The following is a 22,455-nucleotide window of genomic DNA, read 5'->3' as shown; positions in this document are numbered from 1 at the left end:
TTACTTTTTGTCATTTCGCATTACTAAACAAAACACTATTATATACTATGAGCTATCTTAATTTTAATAAAGATGAATTAGTTAATCTACAATATTCATTGCATCGAGAGATTTTGAGTACTAACAGAGCAGGTGCTTATATGAGTACAACTATCGTAGGTTGTAATACTCGTAAATACCACGGTCTATTAGTTTGTCCCATTGAGAAATTCAATGGCGAAAGTTATGTATTGCTGTCCTCTTTGGATGAAACAGTGATACAGCACGATAAGTCATTCAATTTGGGGATACATCAGTATCCGGGAGGTATATATAATCCTCGTGGGCACAAATATATTATTGACTTTGAGTTTGAGCCGACACCAACTCTGGTGTATCGTGTAGGAGGTGTAGTCCTCAAGAAAGAATTCCTGATGGAACACAATGCAGATCGTATACTTATAAAATACACTCTATTAGAAGCTCACTCTGACACAAAATTACGTTTAAGACCTTTTCTAGCCTTCAGAAACAGACATAAACTAAGTAAAGCAAACTTATTTGTTAATACAGATACAGATCGTATCGAAAATGGTATCGCTTCGAGATTATACGATGGATTTCCAATTCTTAACATGCAGTTGAGTAAAAAGAATGAATTTGTAGAAAATCCCGATTGGTACTATAATATCGAATATTCGGAAGAGAAAGAAAGAGGTTATGAATTTCAGGAGGATTTATTTACTCCCGGATACCTCGAAATGCCAATAAAGAAAGGAGAAAGTATTGTTTTTTCAGCTTCATTAAAAGAAGAAAAAGTGAAGACGTTAGCAGATGCTTTCGATAAAGGAGTTGCATCGCGTCAGCCAAAAGATAGTTTCCTCAATTGTTTGAAAAATTCAGCGACTCAATTTATAGTTCAGCAAGGTAACGATATGGAGGTTATAGCCGGTTACCCTTGGTTTGGACGTTGGGGGCGTGATACATTTATAGCTTTACCTGGACTTACTTTAGCTGCTAATTACGACTTAGAGAGTTGCAAAGGTGTGCTAGATACAATGTCAGGAGAAGTGAACAACGGGCTTTTCCCTAATATCGGAAAGAGTGATCATGCAGCTTACAACTCGGTAGATGCTCCTATGTGGTATTTCTGGGCTATTCAGAAATATGCAGAGGCAATAAATGATAAAAAGGCTATCTGGAAATCATATGGTGAGAAAATGAAATCGGTATTGTCTGCTTTCAGATCAGGAGTAAATGAGCATATCCTTATGCATGAAAACGGACTTATCTGGGCTGGACAAGAAGGTAAAGCTCTAACATGGATGGATGCGGTAGTTGCAGAGGGGCCTGTTACGCCTCGTAGAGGCTATGCGGTTGAAATAAATGCTTTGTGGTACAACGCCATTCAATTTACAATAGAATTGGCTGAGGCGAACGGAGATAAAGAGTTTGCCAAAGATTGGAAAGATCTGGCTAATCGTATACAAGAGAGCTATGTTTCAACATTCTGGAATGAAGATTTAGGATATTTGGCTGATTATGTAGATGAGAATGGTCAGAATCTGGATATTCGTTCCAATCAGGTTATAGCAACATCATTACCATATAGCCCTATTAATGACGAGATTAAAAGTCATGTGTTGAATGTGATCAAGAGAGAGTTATTAACCCTTAAAGGCTTGAGAACATTATCACCCGGACATCCCGATTATAAAGGAATATACAGTGGCGATCAAAGAACGCGAGATTTGGCTTATCATCAAGGTACAGTATGGGTATGGCAATTAAGCCATTATATAGAAGCTAACTTCAAACTTTATGGTGATGCCTTTTATGGTGATGCCAAATGGATTGTGGAGCATTTTGAAGAAGATATGACCGATTATGGAATTTGTAGTATAGCCGAAGTTTACGACGGTAATCCGCCTCACCATGCCGGAGGAAGTATTTCGCAAGCTTGGAGTGTAAGCGAGGTGCTTCGTATTATGCAAATGATAGAACAACACAAAAAACAAGACAAAAAATAATATGAACAACCTAAATGCTATGATATAATATGAAAGTATTAATGTTTGGTTGGGAGTTTCCTCCTCATATATCGGGAGGGCTAGGAACTGCCTGTTATGGATTGACAAAAGGTTTGGCACAACAAGGTGTCGAGGTCTTATTTGTTATGCCTAAGGCTGTAGGTGATGAAGATTCTAGTATTGGAAAAATAATCAATGCTAGTGATGTTGAGATGCCAACAACGACATCTTATGTAGATGATTTTTGGCAGAATGTAAGTTTTCTACCTGTCAGCTCAGGTCTTATCCCGTATTTAGGTTTGGAAGAATACGAACAATATGTAACCGAAACTGAAAATGGAGGAGGTCAACGATCTTTTACTCACTTAGGAGGTAAATTTCCATTTTCGGGAAAGTATGGTACTAATTTGATGGAAGAAGTAAGAAACTATGCTTACGTTGCTTCTAAAATAGCCAGAGAAAATGATTTTGATGTAATTCATGCTCATGATTGGCTTACTTATCTAGCAGGTATAGTTGCGAAAAAAATATCAGGAAAACCTTTGGTAGTGCATGTGCATGCTACTGAGTTTGACCGAAGTGGTGAGAATGTAAACCGAGTGGTTTATGATCTGGAGCGTCTAGGGATGGAGCAGGCTGACGCCGTAGTAGCCGTAAGTAATCTTACTCGCAATATTGTGATAAACCGATACGGAATAGATAAATCTCGCGTATTTGCGGTACATAATGCTGTGGATTTTTCGGGACGTAAGGAGATTGAGGTAAAGAAGGCTGTTAAAGAGAAGGTAATAACTTTCTTGGGACGTATTACTTACCAGAAAGGACCTGAATATTTTATAGAGGCTGCAAGTAAGGTGTTAAAACGTTATCCGAATGTTCGTTTTGTAATGGCTGGTAGTGGCGATATGATGAACAAAATGGTACAACGTGTAGCTAAATTGCGTATAGGGTCTAAATTTTCATTTACAGGTTTTCTTACAGGTGATGATGTAAATCAAATGTATGCTCAAAGCGATGTATATGTGATGCCATCAGTATCCGAACCCTTTGGTATATCTCCATTGGAAGCTATGCGCACAGGAGTTCCAGTCATTATATCAAATCAATCTGGAGTGGCGGAAGTATTAGAACATGCGATGAAAGTTAATTTTTGGGATATAGATGCTTTAGCAGATGCCATGTATGGTCTTTTGGCATATCCAACTTTAACAGATACACTCAAGGTAAGAGGCACCGAAGAAGTTAATTCTTTGAATTGGGATGATAGTGCGATAAGAGTAAAAGAAGTGTACGAAAAGATGTTAGCAGACTCTAATTTAGGATAATATAGTTTAGGATTTGTATTCATATAGAATTGAACACTATATGCTTAGATGAATACAACGATTTAAAAAACGCAAAATATAACAGACATACATAATTAGTCATGAAAAAAACTTTATGCTTTTATTTTCAAATACACTTACCCTTTCAATTAAGAAGATATCGCTTTTTTGATATAGGAAATTCTCATCAGTATTACGATGAATTCAATATCCGAAACTATTTGAATAAAATAGTAGAACAGTGTTATCTTCCAATGAATAAAGTGCTGTTAGATATCATTAAAGAACATGGTAGCAAATTTAAAGTAGCGTTCTCTATTACGGGCGAAACTATAGAACAATTAGAACAATACGCACCTCAGGTGTTAGATAGTTTTAAAGAATTGGCTGCAACAGGTTCTGTTGAATTTATATGTGAAACTTATGCACACTCTCTGGCTTTTTTGAAAGATGAAAAGGAATTGGAGCGTCAGTTGAAGAAACAAGCTGCAACGATTAAGAAATATTTTAATCAAGAGCCTGTTACTGCTCGTCTCACAGGACTTATGTACTCTGACCAAATTGGAGAAAGAGTTGCTAATCTAGGCTTTAAAGCCATTGTTACGGAAGGAGCTAAACATGTGCTAGGGTGGAAGAGTCCTAATTATGTGTATAGTAATGTCAACAATCCCGATTTAAATGTATTACTCCGTAATTTCCATTTGAGTGATGATATTGCTTATCGTTTTTCGGATAGAAGTTGGAGCGAATGGCCTGTAACAAGCGAGAAGTTTGTAAATTGGCTGGATGTTGTTAATGAAAATGAAGAGGTTATAAATCTTTTCATGGATTATATTACATTCGGAAATCGTCACTCGCGCGCTACAGGAATATTTGAATTCATGCGCTACTTACCCAAAGAGGTATTTAGTCATGATAAATTTGAATTCCTTACACCTTCGGAAGTTATTAAGAAACATAAACCCGTAGGACCAGTGCATGTACCTTATCCCATTTCGTGGTCGGAAGAAGAGCGGGATTTAAGTATATGGCTTGGTAACGATTTACAAAATGATGCTTTTACATCCCTCTGCGATTTGGGCGAGAAAGTTCGTTTTGTAGATGATGCCTCATTAACACAAGATTGGGAACGTTTACAAGATAGTGACCATTATTATTATATGTGTACCAAATGGATGTCGGATGCTGCTTCTCGCAGATTTAAGAGTGTATACTCAAGCCCTTACGATGCATATATTAATTATATGAATGTTTTAAGTGATTTAATATCTCGGGTTAATGAAGCAGTAGCAGAAAAGGTCGATTTGTTAATGAAAGATAGCCATTATGCAAATGAAATTTCTAAATTTGTTATACCTCATGAAACTGAATATTCATCATTACAAATAAAAAAAATAGTTGAATTACTAGGTCAAAAAGCTGGAAAATCTCTTTTAGAGTCAAATTAATTGAATATAGATTAGTATATTAATAATAATTTTATGCAAAACGAAAAATTACTAACGCCGGATTATTTATTTGAAGTAAGCTGGGAAGTATGTAACAAAGTTGGAGGTATACATACCGTTATTGCGACTAAGGTTCCTACTTTGGAAAAGGTTTTAAGAAAACCTCACATTTTGATTGGTCCGGATGTAGTAAAGGAAAATGAGACAAATCCAGAGTTTATAGAAGATTCTCTGTTGTTAAAATCGTGGAGAGCCAGAGCTGCTAATGATGGATTACGCATTCGTGTAGGTCGCTGGAATATAGCAGAAAGACCTATTGCAATATTGGTAGATTTCACTCCATTTTTTTCTCAGAAAGATGATATTCTATCATTCATGTGGGAGAAATACAAACTAGATTCTCTTTCAGGACAATGGGATTATATCGAACCTGCATTGTTTGGTTATGCAGCAGGTAAAGTTATCGAGAGTTATGTAAAATACCATTGCTCGCCAAGTGATAAGATTATTGCTCAATTCCATGAGTGGATGACTGGTACAGGTCTATTATATCTGAAATCGGCAGTTCCTCAGATTGGATGTGCGTTTACCACTCACGCAACAGCACTGGGTAGATGTATTGCTGGTAATAATTTACCTCTTTACGATAGCTTGAAAACTTATAATCCGGATAATATCGCTCATAACTTTAATGTAACAGCTAAGCAGTCTCTTGAGAAAATTGCAGCACAACAAGCTGACGTTTTTACAACGGTAAGTGATATTACAGCTAAAGAATGTGAGCAATTTTTAGGTCGATCGGTTGACATAGTGACACCTAATGGATTTCAGGATTTTATAACCAATGAGGCTGAATTTGCTCAAAAGCAAAAAGATGGACGTAAAAGGTTAATAACTGCTGCTGAGGCAATTTTAGCAGAACCAATTGACAGTAATGCTTTATTAATTGGTATCAGTGGACGATACGAATACAAAAACAAAGGGATAGATGTATTTATCGAAGCTTTGGGTAAACTGAATAAGAGTGATGCTCTAAATAGAGAGATTGTAGGTTTTATATTAGTACCCGCAGGACATCATGGACCATCTAAAGCTCTTTTACATAATCTACAGAGCAAGGAGGCAATATCTCCTCTTGCAAATCCTTATTTGACCCATGATTTAAATGATGAGAATTACGATCCGGTATTGAATGCTGTAAGACAGAATGAGCTTTATAATACGAAAAATGATAAGGTGAAAATATTCTTCGTTCCTTCTTATTTGAATGGTAATGATGGAGTATTTGATGTTCCCTATTATGATTTGCTTGCTGGGCTCGACCTTTCTTTATTCCCTTCTTATTATGAACCATGGGGTTATACACCTTTGGAGAGTGTTGCATTTAAAGTTCCTACTATTACTACAACATTAGCGGGATTTGGATTATGGGTAAAAACTCATAGTGAAGGTGAACGTCCCGGTATTGCTGTTATAAATCGTACGGATACAAATGATGCGGAGGTTATTGATCGTATTGAAGCTCACATAATCCGTCATGCTAAAAATAGTGAAGCAGAATATCAGGCAGCTAAGCAAAATGCTCTTGAAATATCTAAGATTGCCCTTTGGGATAATCTGATAACTTATTACATGCAAGCTTATAGCACAGCTCTTGATAAAGTAGCTACACGCTATACCGAAAGTGATTTTATTATAGAAGAACCACAAAATAATTATATTCCACAAATGTCTCAACATACAACACCTAACTGGTTTAACGTTATTGTACATCGTAATGTACCTGAAAAACTTCATGCTTTAGAAGAATTAGCTAATAACCTTTGGTGGTCTTGGAATCAAGATGCAAAAGACCTGTTTGAATCACTAGATCCAGTTGCATGGAAAAAAGTATATTATAATCCTATCGTGTTGTTAGATAATATTAGCTTACAACGCTATCAGGAGTTAGAAAATGATGATGAGTTTGTAGCTAAACTTGCTGCTGTATATAATCATTTTCAGACATACATGAACAATAAGAGCGATTTGAGCGAAGCTTCTGTTGCTTATTTCTGTATGGAATATGGTTTGCATACATCTCTTAAAATCTATTCGGGTGGACTTGGTATTCTTGCCGGAGACTACTTGAAAGAAGCTAGTGATAAAGGGGTACGTATGACAGGTATTGGTCTTTTGTATCGCTATGGTTATTTTACTCAACGTTTGTCAACATCAGGAGAACAAGAAAATATTTATGAAGCTCAACTATTTGATAAAATACCCGTATCAGCGGTACGTGATGAAGATGGCAATTGGGTTACTGTAAAAATAGCATTACCTGGACGTGATTTACATGCACGTGTTTGGAAAGTAAATGTTGGACGTGTTGAGCTATTCTTGATGGATACTGATATTGAAGATAACTTACCAGAAGATCGTTCGGTTACACATCATCTTTATGGTGGCGACTGGGAAAACAGACTAAAACAAGAGCTTCTATTAGGAGTTGGTGGTATTAGAGTTCTTCAAAAAATAGGACGTCATTTTGATGTATACCATTGTAATGAAGGACATGCAGCATTTACAGGATTAGAGCGTATTCATCAATTGATGGTTAATAGAAAACTATCTTTTGAAGAAGCGAGAGAAGCAATTCGCTCTTCTTCATTATTTACAACTCATACACCTGTACCTGCAGGACATGATGCTTTTGATGAAGGATTGTTACGTAAATATATATCGCATTACCCTGATCGCTTCCAAATAACTTGGGAACAAGTAATGGCATTGGGGCGTGTACATGCCGATAATTCTTATGAGAAATTCTCAATGAGTAATCTTGCAGTTCATCTTTCTCAAGAAGTGAATGGTGTAAGCTGGTTACACGGGAAAGTTTCTCAGGAAATGTTTAAAGATATGTTCCCTGGTTATTTAGCTCAGGAATCATATATCAGCTATGTAACTAATGGTGTGCATTATCCTACATGGGCTGCTCCAGAGTGGAAAACTCTACATGAACGTGTTTTTGGTGCAGACTTTGCAACGCATCATTATGATAAATCTTGTTTCTCTAATATTCAAGATGTTGAGGATAAAGAGATCTGGGATATCCGTCGAAAATTACGTGGAGCTATGATTGAGCATATCAAAGAGCGTATCACTAGTAATAATGAGTTATTATACTATACCCCTCGTGAGATTGTAGAGATAGTTGAAAGACTTGATCCTAACAAATTAACATTCGGTTTTGCTAGACGTTTTGCTACTTATAAACGTGCTCAACTATTGTTTAAGAATATTGACACATTAAATGAGATCGTAAATCATCCGACAAGACCAGTTCAGTTTATCTTTGCCGGAAAAGCTCACCCCGCGGATAAAGCAGGTCAGGACTTAATCAAAAAGATTGTTGAAGTATCTAAATATCCTCAATTCTTAGGTAAAATCTTATTTATAGAGAATTACGATATGGAGTTGGCTTCGAAATTGGTTCAAGGTGTTGATATTTGGTTGAATACTCCTACAAGGCCAATGGAAGCATCGGGCACGAGTGGCGAAAAAGCCGTTATGAATGGTGTTATGCACTTTAGTGTGCTTGATGGATGGTGGGTTGAAGGTTATCAAAAAGATGCTGGATGGGCTTTACCTCTTGAGCAGGTTTATGAAAACAACGACTACCAAAACGAATTGGATGCTGAGATAATTTACAATACTATTGAAAATGAAATAGCTCCGTTGTATTATCAACACAATTCAGAAGGTATTCCTTCAGAATGGGTACAGCATGTAAAGAACTCTATTGATAAAGTTGCTTCAAACTTCACCATGAACCGTCAGTTGACTGATTATGAGGATCGTTTCTATAATAAGTTGAGCAAACGTGCACATGAGATCAGAGAGAATGATTACGCCATGGCAAAAGACATCGTTACTTGGAAACATAAAATGTCGAGAGAGTGGGATGGCGTTGAGATTATTTCAACAAAAATGCCAAGTGTCTATAAAGAGCCAATTGTACTAGGACAAGAGTACGAAATGGAAATAAGACTTACTTGCGGTTCACTTTCTGCTGAAGATATAGGTGTTGAGTTGGTTATCACTAACGATCCAACTAGTAAAGGCGAAGAATTCTTGATTAAACATGCATTTACTTGTGTATCACAGGATAGTAGTGTTGCTACTTATCGCTTGAAGCATACCAGTGAACAAGCCGGAACATTTAACATGGGACTTCGTATTTTTGCTAAAAACGATTTGTTAGCACATCAACAAGATTCAGGTTTAGTGAAATGGATGTAATACTCTTATTGTTTTAAAATTAAGACAATAATAATGATAATTATATGGCTATTTTGTAATCCAATTTAGCCATATAATATTTAAGGTCGCAGACCTTTTTATAGATTTGGTTATTCTTATATATAAAGGCATGCTATAAAGGATAACAATAGATAACTTTACTTAAACTAATACCTGACATTATAAATGAAAGCTTCAATATATGGTGATAGTGGACTCGAAAAATATCGATCTACTATTTTGCGCAGACATGAAAAATATCAGTTAAAAGTGGCTGAACTGACAAGCGGTTCGGATCTGAGTGATGCCGCTAATGGATACTTGTTTTATGGATTGCATGCATATCCTGATAAATGGGTATTGAGAGAATGGGCTCCTAATGCTACAGCTGTTTATTTGATGGGTGATTTTAATCATTGGCAAATAGATCTTAAGTATGCTTTCTATCCAATACCAGGAGGTAATTGGGAATTAGAATTACCCTTGGAGACCTTGCAGCATGGCATGCTGTTTAAACTATGGGTAAAATGGGAAGATGGGGCAGGAGAGCGCATCCCTGCTTATATTCGGAGAGTTGTGCAGGATGATGTCAGTAAAATATTCTCGGCTCAAGTATGGCAACCCGAACCTTATGTTTGGAAATACGATCAGCCTAAGGAAGAAATAGCTCCTATTATTTATGAAGCTCATATCGGGATGTCGGGAGAAGAGGAAAATGTAGCCACATACAATCATTTTAGGGAGAAGGTATTACCTTATATCGCTGATATGGGTTACAATACCATACAATTGATGGCTATACAAGAGCATCCTTATTATGGTTCGTTTGGTTATCAGGTTTCTAATTTTTTTGCTCCGAGTTCACGCTTCGGTACTCCCGAGGAGTTAAAGGAATTGATTGATACAGCTCATAAATTAAATATTAGAGTTGTTTTGGATATCGTACATTCACATTCCGTAATTAATGAAGCTGATGGATTAAGCCGTTTTGATGGAACTTTTGATCTTTATTTTCATTCAGGAGAGCGTGGAACCCATTCGGTGTGGAATTCACGTTGTTTTGATTATGGAAAAAATGAGGTTCTGGCTTTTCTATTATCCAATTGTAAATATTGGTTAGAGGAATTCAAATTTGATGGTTTTAGATTCGATGGTGTTACCAGTATGATGTATTACGATCATGGTATTGGTCGTGATTTCACTAACTATTCCATGTATTACGATGGTAATCAGGATGAAGATGCGATCGTTTATTTGACCTTAGCTAATAAGCTGATACATGAAGTGAACTCTCTGGCATTTACAATTGCCGAAGATGTTAGCGGAATGCCGGGATTAGCTTCGTCAATAGAGAATTTTGGTATAGGTTTTGACTATCGTATGGCGATGGGAATTGCCGATTTTTGGGTCAAAATACTCAAAGATAAGAAAGATGAAGAATGGCACGTCGGAGATATGTTTTATGAACTAACCAATAAAAGAAAAGAAGAAAAGACAATCAGCTATGTAGAAAGTCACGATCAGGCAATGGTGGGAGATAAAACTCTTATTTTCAATCTGCTTGATAGCTTGATGTACACAAATATGAACGTTTTTGAACGTAATACTAAAGTAGATAGGGGTTTGGCTCTTCATAAGATGATCAGATTGGCTACACTAGCCACTGCGGGAAATGGCTATCTTACTTTTATGGGAAATGAGTTTGGACATCCCGAATGGATCGATTTTCCTCGATTAGGTAACGATTGGTCTTATAAATATGCTCGTCGTCAATGGTCTTTGCTTACTGATACAAATTTGAGGTATCGATTTCTAGCTGAGTTTGAGAAAGAAATGTTAGGCTTGATAAATAAGCAGGATATATTTTTGTTCAGACCTTTTGCTATTATACAAAGTACGCCCGATCAGGTATTGATATTTAAGCGTAATAACTTGGTGTTTATTTTTAATTTCAATCCGACAAAATCGTTTACTGATTATGGTTTTGAGGTAGATAAAGGACAATATAAAATTGTTCTAAACTCTGATGATTCCGAATTTGATGGTTTCGACAGGGTAGACGATAATTACGATTATTCAACTCTTAGTATTAAAGGAAAAGATGTGTTGAGAGTATATATTCCTGCACGTACTGCCTTTGTTTTGGAGAAGCAGTAAGTTGCATTAGAATATAAATAAAAATAAGGTTGCTCAATTAGGGCAACCTTATTTTATTATACGAATTAAGATTATAGTATTTATTTTATTTTTACAGCTACTGAGCTTTTTACATCTGCCGAAGATGCTGCACAATGCAATGTAAATTGATCTGACTCTACAGTCCAATTATGAGCTTTATCATCAAAAAAGGCTAAATCTTTAACAGGAACAGCTAATTCTACAGTTTTAGTCTCACCCGCTTTTAAGAATACCTTTTTGAATGCCTTAAGTTCTTTTTCTGGACGTTCTACAGATGGTTTCGATTGAGAGGCATATACTTGCACAGACTCAGCACCATCTACTTTACCTTTATTGGTTACAGTAATAGAAACTTTGATTGTTTCATCCTTTCCATATTCTTTTTTGTCAGTATTGGCTTTTCCGTACTCAAATGTTGTATATGAAAGACCATAACCAAAAGGGAATAAAGCAGGAATATTTTTAGTATCGTGCCAACGGTAACCTACCAGAATATCTTCTTTATAGATTTGTTTGATGCTGTCTCCGGGATATGATATCGTACCGAACGAGATAGCTCCATTATCTTCTAATTTGCGAGGTACACTATAAGGTAACTTACCCGATGGGTTAATATCGCCAGCAATAATATTTGCTGTTGCACTACCTGCTTCTGAACCTAAATACCAAGATTGCATAAGGGCTGGAATTTTATCGAGCCAAGGCATCGAAACTGCATTACCACTGACAAGTATTACACCTAAGTTTTTATTCACTTTTAGTAGGTCATCAATCAATTCGTTTTGTCCGAAAGGCAAATCATATGTAATACGATCTGCTCCTTCGCAGTCTTGTTGGAAATTTTTATTCAATCCTCCGAAGAAAAGAACTACATCTGCATTTTTAGCAAGAGCAAGAGCTTGTTTCTTTAACGAATCAGTATTGTAAGGTGATGGTACAAAGTTGTCATACACAGTAGGACCAGAACCATATCCCATTGTATAGGATACATTGTTTTCGCCATACTTAGCTTTAAGACCTTCTAATGGAGAAATTTCTTGCTTTACTTTAAGTTCGGATGAACCTCCGCCAACGGTTAACGATCGGGTTGCATTTTCTCCTATAACTACAATTTTTTTGTATTTGTTTTTTGCAATAGGAAAGAAGTTTTTCTCATTCTTCATCAATACAATACCTTGTTCTGCTACACGACGAGCTACATCTGCATGCTCAGGAGTTGCAAAACTTCCGTAAGGACGGTTGCGGTTCATATTGGTTCTGAAGTTTAGACGAAGAACTCTTTTCACTTTATCATCCAATGTCGATTCGGAAACTTCGCCTCTTTTTATCATATCTAGATAGGGTTGAGCCATAAAATAGTTGTCATAGGCGAAACTCTCACCCCATGTTAATCCATTTGTCCAACTACCCATTTCTATATCCAAACCATTTAAAGCAGCTTCTTTGGTATCATGAGCACTGCCCCAATCTGTTACCAGAACACCATCAAAACCCCATTCTCCTTTTAGAATCTTATTTACAAGTATTTCGTGATGGCTACAATATTGCCCTCTGAATTTATTGTATGATCCCATAACAGCCCATACATTTCCTTCTTCAACTCCTGCTTTAAATGCAGGCAAATAGATTTCATAGAGTGCTCTGTCGCTTACTTCTACGTCTATATGTCCACGCCACAATTCTTGATTATTAAGAGCAAAGTGCTTCATACAGGCAGCAACTCCATTTTGTTGAACTCCTTTGATGAAAGGAACTACCATTTTAGATGCCAAATAAGGGTCTTCTCCTAAGTACTCGAAGTTACGACCATTCATAGGAGTACGATAAATATTTACTCCGGGACCTAGAATAATGTCTTTTTTTCTGAAACGTGCCTCTTCTCCTAATGCATTTCCATATTCGAGAGATAGTTCTGGATCGAAAGTTGCTGCTAGGCAAGTTAAAGCTGGAAACGCAGTACACGAATCGTTTGTCCATCCTGCGTGTCCCCATGTATCCCAATCTATTTCCATACGAACTCCGTGAGGTCCATCGCTCATCCAAATCTCGGGGATGCCTAAACGAGGACATCCGGGTGTGCTGAATTTAGATTGTGCATGTATCATGGCAATCTTTTCTTCGAGCGTCATTTTCAACAAAGCATCGTTTATTCTTACCTCTATAGGTTTACTTTCGTCCAAATAAACAGGCACCGATTTAGTTTGTGCTTGACTTTGAGAAGTAAACAAAGCTAGTATACTACAGAAAAACAGTTTTTTCATATCCTCTTCTTTGATTTTGTATTTAAGTAATTTGATTATCTATCAATGTATTTCTATTATTCTAACTTGTGCTTATCAAAGCATAAAGAGGTCTGAGACCTTATCAGAATTGTATTGTTATCTTTTCTGCCTTCTTTAATTGGAAATTTAACTTACCCTCATTGAGTGTATAATCTTTTACACCTTTAATTGAGGGTCTCCCCAGGGGTAGCTTAAGTGTAAAATTGTTTGGTACATTAGATTTAATCTCAATAAAATCAACAACTCCGTTTTTCCAAGAAAAGTCCACTTCGGCTCCACCTCTTACTTTTAAGCCTTTAACTGAGCCATCTTTCCATTCTGTAGGTATTGCAGGTAATAATTCAATATAGCCGGCATGACTCTGTATAAGCATTTCTATAATTCCGGCAGAACCTCCAAAGTTGCCGTCTATCTGCATCGGTGGATGAGCGCTGAATAGGTTAGGGTAGGTACCTCTTCCATTTCCGGCAGGTTTAAGCAAATCACCGATCAATTTATAAGCTCTGTTTCCATCTTTAAGTCTAGCCCAGAAGTTTATTTTCCATGCCATAGACCATCCTGTTGACTCATCTCCTCGTCTTTCTAATGTTACTTTTGCAGCTTCCATTAACTGAGGAGAGGTCGCTTCATTTAATTCGTATCCGGGATATAATCCATATAATTGTGATACGTGGCGATGGTGTATTTCCACCTCTTCGTAGTCTTGTAACCATTCCATCACTTGTCCGTATTTACCAATAGAAGTAGGTGCAAGTCTTTCATTTTTGGCTTCTATTGTTTGAGTCCAATCCTGATCAATATTCAATAATTTAGCAGCCTCCGAGACATTGGTAAATAGTTCTCTGATTATTTGATTATCCATTGTAGAACCTGCACTGATGCTAACGGCTTCTCCCGTTGAAGTGAAGTAACTGTTTTCGGGTGAAGTGGTAGGAGCTGTAACCAGATAACCGTTGTTAGGGTCTTCAATCAACATATCTTCAAAAAATAGAGCTGCACCTTTCATAGTCGGATAAGCCGATCGTAGATAATCCAAGTCTTGTGTATATAAGTAATGTTCCCAGAGATGTTGGCATAACCAAGCTCCTGCTGTATTAGTAGCTCCCCATGATGGGTCTTCTGAAGGAGAGGTAAAATCCCAGACATTACCTAAAATATGAGTAACCCATCCTCTGCTGTTATAATAGATACGAGCAGTTTTCTCTCCAGGTTCAACTAGGCTTTTTGTGTATTCGATCATAGGTAAATGCAGTTCAGATAAATTACCAACTTCTGCACCCCATAGATTCATTTGTAGATTGATATTCAAATGATAGTCGCCATTCCAAGGTGTAAGAATCTGAGGAGCCCACAATCCTTGTAAATTTGGAGGTAAGCCACCTACACGTGTAGATGATATAAGCAAGTAGCGTCCGTATTGCATATACAGGGCAACCAAATCGAAATCGCTTTTATCGGAAGCAAAAGCTTCTAACCTTTTATTAATAGGCAGGTCAGAGTTTTTATTTTTATTCAGAGTTAGATCAACACGATTAAATAAATACTGGTATTTTGATATGTGATTTTTCTTTAGTGTAGAATAATTAGTATCGGTACTTTTTATTAATTGGGTGGCTATAGCCTTTTCGTCTTTGCCCTTGTAGCTCGTAGCCAGAGAGACAAGCAAGATAACTTCGTCTGCATTTTGTATCTGAATATCTTTATTTCCGGTAACTAAAGCTCCTCCTTTGTGTATGACTTTCACTTGACCGAAGTATTTCATTCCATCGTTCTTTACATTATCTTTCATTTGTCCATAAATAGATAAGGTATTGCCTTCGGTTGAAACTTCGTAATTTTCGTCTCTTTGAAGTGATATTGTAAGGTTCAGAGCTTTTGCTTGGCTTGCAGTGTATCTGATAACTCCAATATCATCAGAAAACGAAGTGAAATATTCTCTGTCGTAGGTTATTCCTCCTTTTGTGTATGAAGTAGTAGATAAGGCATTATTCATATCCAATGTTCTCTTGTAATTGGATATAGGTGCCGATTGATTTGGATATATAAAATCTACTTGTAGGTTTCCAAAGTTCTGAAAATTACCATATGCCGATGTATCAGCACTACCTTTACCTAAACAAGTGAAGGTTTTATACATTAGGTTTTGTGCTTCTTTGTTCTTATTCTCAAAAAGAAGCCTGCGTATTTCTCCTAAATATTTATAGGCTTCGGGATTGTCTGCATCTTGTTTATTACCTGACCAGAGTGATATTTCATTTAATACAACTCGTTCTTTATCGACATCGCCCCATGGCATCATTCCTATACGTCCGTTGCCGAGAGCTATAGATTCTTCCCAGATTGAAGCGGGACTGTCAAAATAGTATTGCCACGAATTTTGTGCGGACATTGATAATGTACACAGGCATAAGATAATGCAAGATGAGATTTTTGAGATCATTCTGTAATAGTTATTTGTTGGGTTAATTGAATATTTTCAGAGGAACTGCCAATCATTAGATTAACTTTTCCTGCTTCTATTTCATATAAATGTGTATCCATATCCCAATAAGCTAAATCAGATGCTTTTATATTGAATTTTATTGTTTCGGTTTTACCTGATTCGATCATAATTCGTTCAAATCCTTTAAGCTGTTTGATTGGTCTGCTTATTCTGGAATTAGGAAAAGATACATAGAGTTGCACAACTTCTTCTCCGTTTAATTTACCAGTGTTTTTTACATTTACTGATACAGTGATATTCTCAGCCTTTTTTAATGTAGAGGAAGATGTACTCATCTTAGAGTATGAGAAATCAGTATAGCTCAATCCATAACCAAACGGATAGAGAGGTTTCTCTTTTGCATACATATAAGTACGCCCATTGCGGATATTGTAATCCATCATTGGAGGAAGATCAGCTATTGACTTTACCCATGTTTGATTGGTACGTCCTGCGGGATTAAAATCACCAAACAGAACATCGGCTATTCCATTGCCAAGCTCTTGACTATTATTGGTTACATGTAATATGGCAGGTATGTTTTCTTGCGACCAGTTGATCGTAAACGGAAAACTGCTGACTAATAGCATGATAGTATTAGGGTTAACTTTGTTGATTATCTTTACTAGATCTTCTTGTTCTAAAGATAATGATTTTCGGTCAACTGCCTCTCTTCCATCACTTGGTACAGGCGAATATTTCCATTTTGGGTCGGTTCCATACACATGATTTCCTACACAAACAATCGCAATATCTGCTTTTTGTGCAGCAATGGAGGCTTTATCTATTTCGTTAGATGCTTCGTAATATACTTCGATATTATTACCAACTGCATTTTTTATTCCTTGCAAAATACTTACTGTATAGGGTGGGGTTCCACTATACCAATCGAGAAGTATTTCATCGGCACGAGGACCAATAACTGCTATTGATTTGATTTTGTTTTTATCAAGAGGTAGTAATTTCTTTTCGTTCTTAAGTAATACTACCGATTTCGCGGTAACAAGGCGTACGAAATCTTGCACTTCTTTATTTAGCCAAGGCGAAACAGTGTCTGTTACTCCGATATTGGAATAGGGTAGATGTGTTTGATCTCCATCTAATAACCCTAATCGTAAAGCGACAAAAAAGTTTCCTCTTATAGCCTCGTCTATATCTTTTTCAGATAGAATGTTTTGCTTTAGAGCCTCATACACATAAGGTTTATAATTATCCAAGAATTGTCCGACTCCGGCTTTTACTATTGCAGCTGCTCCTTCAACATGAGAGGGATAAGCCTTATGTGAGGTAATAAGCAAGTCTAATGCTCCTCCATCGGTACATATTATACCATTGTTACCCCATTGTTGACGGGTAATTTCTTTTAGCACGGGATGTACTGTCATTGCTGTGCCGTTCCAACCATTATAGGAAGCCATAAAGGCTCGAGAGCCTCCATCTTCGATTCCTCTTTGGAAAGGGTAAGCGTAGTATTCATGGAATAATCGTTCATCGAAATTAGAAGATGTAGAGTCTCTTCCATCTTCGTTGCTATTAGCTAAGAAATGCTTCATAAGTGATGCGGATTTCCAATACTTAGGATTATCGCCCTGTAAGCCTTTTATGAATGCGACACTCAGTTGAGAGACTAGAAACGGATCTTCTCCAAAACTTTCTTCAGTGCGACCCCATCGTGGATCACGTGCTAAATCGGCATTGGGGGCACGCATAACTAAACCTCCCTTTTTATACTTTTCGTTTTGAGTATAAAAGCGTACTTCGTTTGCCTCTATTTCGGCTACTTTCTTTATTAATTGAGTATCCCATGTTTCACCCAAACCGTACGCCTGAGAAAAGGTGGTAGTATAAAATACAGCAGGTACTTGTTGATAATTGATAGTTTGGAAACCACCCCAATTGCCAGGACCCCCGAGTGACATTCCATGTAAACCTTCGGAGTGCCCAGTATTGCGTATTCCTAAACGTGGAACACCCAAATTAGTAGATAGAGCATTGATTTTTTCATCGATTGTCATTAATGACAATAAATTAGATATCCTCTCTTCATCCGAAAGAGCAGTATCTTGAAAAGGGTGTATGTATTGAGCAAATGATGCAATATTCAGACTGAATATGCACATTACGAGCATAACAATTTTTCTCATGGCTATAGGTTTCTTAGACTAACTATGCAAAGTTATTGTTTAATTAGTAAGTCGCTCTATACCTGTGTTTCCGTTAAGGGTATCCCTTAAATCATCATAGGGGTTGTATGCTAACTATGGGGTGCTAATATGTTTCTTTAGGCTAATTTGTAAACTTTTTCTTGTATTCGTTTGGTGTTACTCCGAACTCATCTTTAAAATATTTTCGGAAGTATTTAGGGTCATTAAATCCCACCTGAAAGGCTACTTCGTTTACAAACATCTGGCTTTTTTCTAATAGATTGGCTGCACGTTTTAATCTTATAAAACGAATAAATTCGGAGGGCGATTTATCGGTGAGTGCCAATATTTTTTTATAGAAGTAAACTCGGCTCATAGCCATTTCACGGCATAGGTCTTCCACCAGAAAATCGGCATTTCCAATATTCTCTTCTACAATAGAGATGGCCTTTTTTACAAACTTTTCGTCCATTGTCATTATCTCTATTTCGCTTGGAGATATTTCTATCTTCTTTTTAAAATTGTTCTGATTTTTCTTTTGACGTTCTATTATTTTTGAAATTTTCAAGGTCAACATATCTATATTGAACGGTTTGGAGATATAGTCGTCCGCACCAGCTTCTATACCTGAATATTGATTTTCTTCGGATGATTTTGCAGTTAAAAGAATAATCGGAATATGAGAAGTTCTTATATCAGCTTTTATCTTCCGACACAGTTCATAACCATCCATTCTAGGCATCATTACGTCGCATAAAATAATGTCGGGTAATTGATCTAATATTATTTGAGAGGCTTCCTCACCATCGTTTGCGGTAATTATTCGATAGGAATGAATGAACAGGCTCTTAATAAACTCACGGAAATCTTCATTATCATCAACTATAAGTAATAGAGGCAACTTTGAATCTTTAGGTGTGACAGATGAAGTTTCTGGTTCTGTTAATAGAGTGTCTTGAATATCTCCCGAATAAATAACATCTTGACTTTTAGATTCTTTATAAGTAGAGTTGTCCATGGGAATTAATACAGTGAAAGTAGAGCCTTTGCCAGCTGTACTTTCTACCGAAATTTCTCCATTATGTAGCTTTACATATTCACTAACTAAATGTAATCCGACTCCGGTACCAGCCTGATTATTCTTTTGAGATTGTTCTATACGATAAAAACGGTCGAATATTTTCTCCAGATATTTACTTTCTATTCCTATACCGGTATCTGAAACTTTGATACATAGTTGCTTCTTTGCATCTTTTTGAACTTCTTCGGTAATGCCTACACTTACATCAATATGACCTTCTTCAGTATATTTGAAGGCATTAGAAATCAGATTAATAATTATTTTACTCATCTTTTCAGGGTCAAAATCCACCTGAAGTTCTTTGAGGTAAGTTGTAAAAGTGAACTTTATGGACTTATCAGCAGCTAGAGACGAAAATGATTGACATATTTCTCTTACTATTGGTATTATATCTCCAGTTGAAACACTCAAATTCATTTTATTCAAATCCAGTTTTCTGAAATCCAGAATTTCATTAACCATGTTCAAAAGGCTCAAAGCATTTTTGCGCATGATGTTCAGTAAAGTCTTTTGTTCCTCTGAATGTGGCTCCTTCATCAGTTTTTCGAGAGGAGTCAATATAAGCGTAATCGGTGTTTTAAACTCGTGACTTATATTTGTAAAGAAGCGAAATTTGAGTTCGTCTACTTCATGAATTTTGTCGGCTTCCATTATTTTCTGAGCCTGCTTGAATTCGTGCTTTTGCTTATTTAATTTATATAGAATAAAGAATCTCAGTACAATAACGAATATAATGAAGTAAATAAAGAATGCCCACCATGTAAGCCAAAATGGAGGTTTTACAATTATTTTCATTATCAATGGAGTATCACTCCATACACCATCATTGTTTCCTGCATATATTATCAATTTATATGTTCCCGAATTAAGATTCGAGTATGAAGCTGCTCCAACTCCATTTTTAACCTCTATCCAATCGGTATCTAAGCCCTCAAGCATATACTTGTAGTGATTTTTCTCAGGATGTATATAGTTAAGTGCCGAAAATTGTAATGTAAAATTGGTTTCTTTATAATTAAGAGTTATTTGATCGAGATAGGTAATTGATTTATTTATAATTACCCGATTATTATACTTTTCGTTGGGGCTGATTACCTGATTGGCAATCAATAACTCCGTAAATCGGGGTTTGGGAATGTATTCGTTGAATACTATATTATTGGGGTCGAAATTCACATACCCATTTGTACTTCCTACATAAATAATTCCACTTTTGTCTTTGAACATAGCATTCTGATTACAGATAGAACTGGGCAAGCCGTCTTTAGAGTCGAAATAAGTGATCGTATAATCGAGAATATTATTTGTGTACTGACAATGGATACATGCTAATCCATTGCGTGTACCTGCCCAAATATTGTTGTTATTATCTTCTATAAGAGATACTACTTCGTCGCTCGGTAACCCTTGCTTTGAGGCTATATATACAAACCGTTTGGTTAGAGGATTATATATATTCAGACCATTATCAGTGGCTATCCATGTCAAATTTCGGGAATCAACTAAAATGTTATTGGTCGAAATATTAGATAACGAATCTTGTTGTATCTGGTCTTTAAAATAAGTACTTATTGCTTTACTATTGGCATCTATAATATTTACACCCCTGTCTGTGCTCAGATATATATTCTTATTAATATCTGTATATACGGAAAGAATATAGTCGGAGTATAGAGCTTTTGTATTTAGAGTTGTATATCTTGTGAAATGAGTACGGTCATCATTTAACTTATTTACGCCACCTCCTAAAGTGCCTATCCATAGATTGTTATCTTTATCTTCTGCAAGTCCATATACGCTTTTGCCCGAGATTGAATTAGAGTCTGTTTCATTAATCTGATATCGGGTGAAGCTTTTTCCATCAAAGGAATTTAGCCCACCTAAGAAAGTTCCGATCCATAGAGTTTTTGAATGATCTTCTAAGAGAGATGTAACTATATCAGCAGAAATGCTTTTGGGATTATTCGCATTGTAATTGAATGTTTCTACGCTTTGTTTTTCTTCATTATACTTTATTAAGCCTCTGCCATTTGTACCTATCCATAGATTATTGTTGTCGTCTTTATACAAGCTGTTACAATCAAAGGTATCCGAGTCTTCTTTTAAGTGATAGAATAGGGGAGACTTCTTGAACTTAAACATATTAGGGTGATAATAAGAGATACCTTTTTTATATGTTCCTATCCAAATAATTCCGTCGTTGTCGCAAAATATACTGATAATAGAATTCTGACTAATTGAATTGCTATTATATATATTGTTACGTAAAACAGTAATTTTCTTTTTTGATTTGTCGAAGATATTTAAGCCTCCATGATCTGTTCCTATCCAAATTAAGCCTTCTTTGTCTTGATCCATACACCGAAAGAAATTGCTGGAGAGAGCAATCTCCGAATCTTTATTTAAGAAAACCCAACTATTTGCTTTTGTATCATAGTAAGCACTGCCTTTGTCGGCTACTCCGGGATAAACCCATACATCGTTATCAGCATCTACAAATAAAGATTTCTGAATAGTAGAATTTTTAGAGTTTTCTCTAAAAAATGTATTTCGTATATCTACAAGATTAGTTTTCTCATTAAATCTTTCGATCAGACCATCTCTGTATAATACCCATATGTATTGGTTGTGTATTTTTAAATCAATAATTTCTCCGGAACTTAAAGTTTGTCCTTGTTTCGACTGGTTAAATATTACATACTTATCGGTTTCGATATTGTATTTATATATTCCTTTCTCTTTGTAGTAAAGATAGAGATTCATATGTGTATCTATTTCCACAAGTGAAGGAGAAGGAGGCAGCCCCATTTTAATAACTAAAGAATCGATGTTCTGAGTGAAACTTTCACTTTTAAAATCATATATAATATACCCCGTATTTCCTATTTGCAACCATAGCATGCCTTGTGCATCTTCCTGAATATTGGTAACTCTATCGAAAGGAATGCTAGAAAGATCATTACGGCTATGTTTGTATACTTTGAAGTTTTGACCATCGTAACGATTTAAACCCTGATTAGTTCCAAACCACATAAAACCACGGCTGTCTTTGAAAATACACTCCACTTGATTGTTAGATAAACCGTTTCTGTTATCTAAGTGAGAGAAGTCAAAGGATTGTGAATAAATAATGCTTACTGCACTATTGAGTGCTAGTAGTAGCAAGGAAATAATTATTTTCATGAAGATTTGGCTAACATTGGTTCTTTCTCTAACAAATTTAGA

9 protein-coding genes are annotated in these 22,455 nt (G+C 36.2%); 5 read left to right on the top strand and 4 right to left on the bottom strand.

Going from position 1 to position 22,455, the window contains the following annotated elements:
• Nucleotides 1-47 precede the first annotated feature (47 nt).
• The 5 genes from HGC4_RS16120 to HGC4_RS16100 all read left to right on the top strand — a co-directional run bounded on the left by HGC4_RS16120 (nt 48) and on the right by HGC4_RS16100 (nt 11,220).
• The gene (locus tag HGC4_RS16120; RefSeq protein WP_050711166.1) at nt 48-2,009 is read left to right on the top strand and encodes an amylo-alpha-1,6-glucosidase; all 1,962 of its coding nucleotides are present in this window, start codon (nt 48-50) and stop codon (nt 2,007-2,009) included.
• Between the two features lie 29 nt (nt 2,010-2,038).
• Complete coding sequence (locus HGC4_RS16115) at nt 2,039-3,334, top strand: glycosyltransferase family 4 protein (RefSeq protein ID WP_050711165.1); 1,296 nt, start codon at nt 2,039-2,041, stop codon at nt 3,332-3,334.
• A gap of 101 nt (nt 3,335-3,435) precedes the next feature.
• Nucleotides 3,436-4,782, top strand: coding sequence for a glycoside hydrolase family 57 protein (locus HGC4_RS16110; RefSeq protein WP_082204214.1), 1,347 nt, complete (start codon nt 3,436-3,438; stop codon nt 4,780-4,782).
• A gap of 33 nt (nt 4,783-4,815) precedes the next feature.
• A complete protein-coding gene (gene glgP / locus HGC4_RS16105; protein ID WP_050711164.1) occupies nt 4,816-9,063 on the top strand; it encodes an alpha-glucan family phosphorylase in 4,248 nt (1,415 codons plus the stop codon).
• Nucleotides 9,064-9,249: 186 nt separating this feature from the next.
• A complete protein-coding gene (locus HGC4_RS16100; protein ID WP_050711163.1) occupies nt 9,250-11,220 on the top strand; it encodes an alpha-amylase family glycosyl hydrolase in 1,971 nt (656 codons plus the stop codon).
• 80 nt (nt 11,221-11,300) lie between these two features.
• Here HGC4_RS16100 and HGC4_RS16095 read toward each other — a convergent pair whose 3' ends face one another.
• The 4 genes from HGC4_RS16095 to HGC4_RS16080 form a co-directional block, all read right to left on the bottom strand.
• Nucleotides 11,301-13,502: a glycoside hydrolase family 3 C-terminal domain-containing protein gene (locus HGC4_RS16095; protein WP_050711162.1), complete on the bottom strand. Its 2,202-nt coding sequence runs from the start codon at nt 13,500-13,502 to the stop codon at nt 11,301-11,303.
• A 103-nt stretch (nt 13,503-13,605) separates the two neighbouring features.
• The gene (locus HGC4_RS16090; protein ID WP_242047158.1) at nt 13,606-15,912 is read right to left on the bottom strand and encodes a glycoside hydrolase family 95 protein; all 2,307 of its coding nucleotides are present in this window, start codon (nt 15,910-15,912) and stop codon (nt 13,606-13,608) included.
• Nucleotides 15,913-15,959: 47 nt separating this feature from the next.
• The gene (locus tag HGC4_RS16085) at nt 15,960-18,149 is read right to left on the bottom strand and encodes a glycoside hydrolase family 3 C-terminal domain-containing protein (RefSeq protein ID WP_050711160.1); all 2,190 of its coding nucleotides are present in this window, start codon (nt 18,147-18,149) and stop codon (nt 15,960-15,962) included.
• 142 nt (nt 18,150-18,291) lie between these two features.
• The gene (locus HGC4_RS16080; RefSeq protein WP_082204213.1) at nt 18,292-22,413 is read right to left on the bottom strand and encodes a hybrid sensor histidine kinase/response regulator transcription factor; all 4,122 of its coding nucleotides are present in this window, start codon (nt 22,411-22,413) and stop codon (nt 18,292-18,294) included.
• Nucleotides 22,414-22,455: the final 42 nt, after the last annotated feature.

Source organism: Dysgonomonas sp. HGC4, assembly GCF_001261715.1.
Taxonomy (GTDB): Bacteria; Bacteroidota; Bacteroidia; order Bacteroidales; family Dysgonomonadaceae; genus Dysgonomonas_A.
Note: the sequence above shows the minus strand (reverse complement) of the source record. Positions and strands in the feature narration are given on the sequence as shown.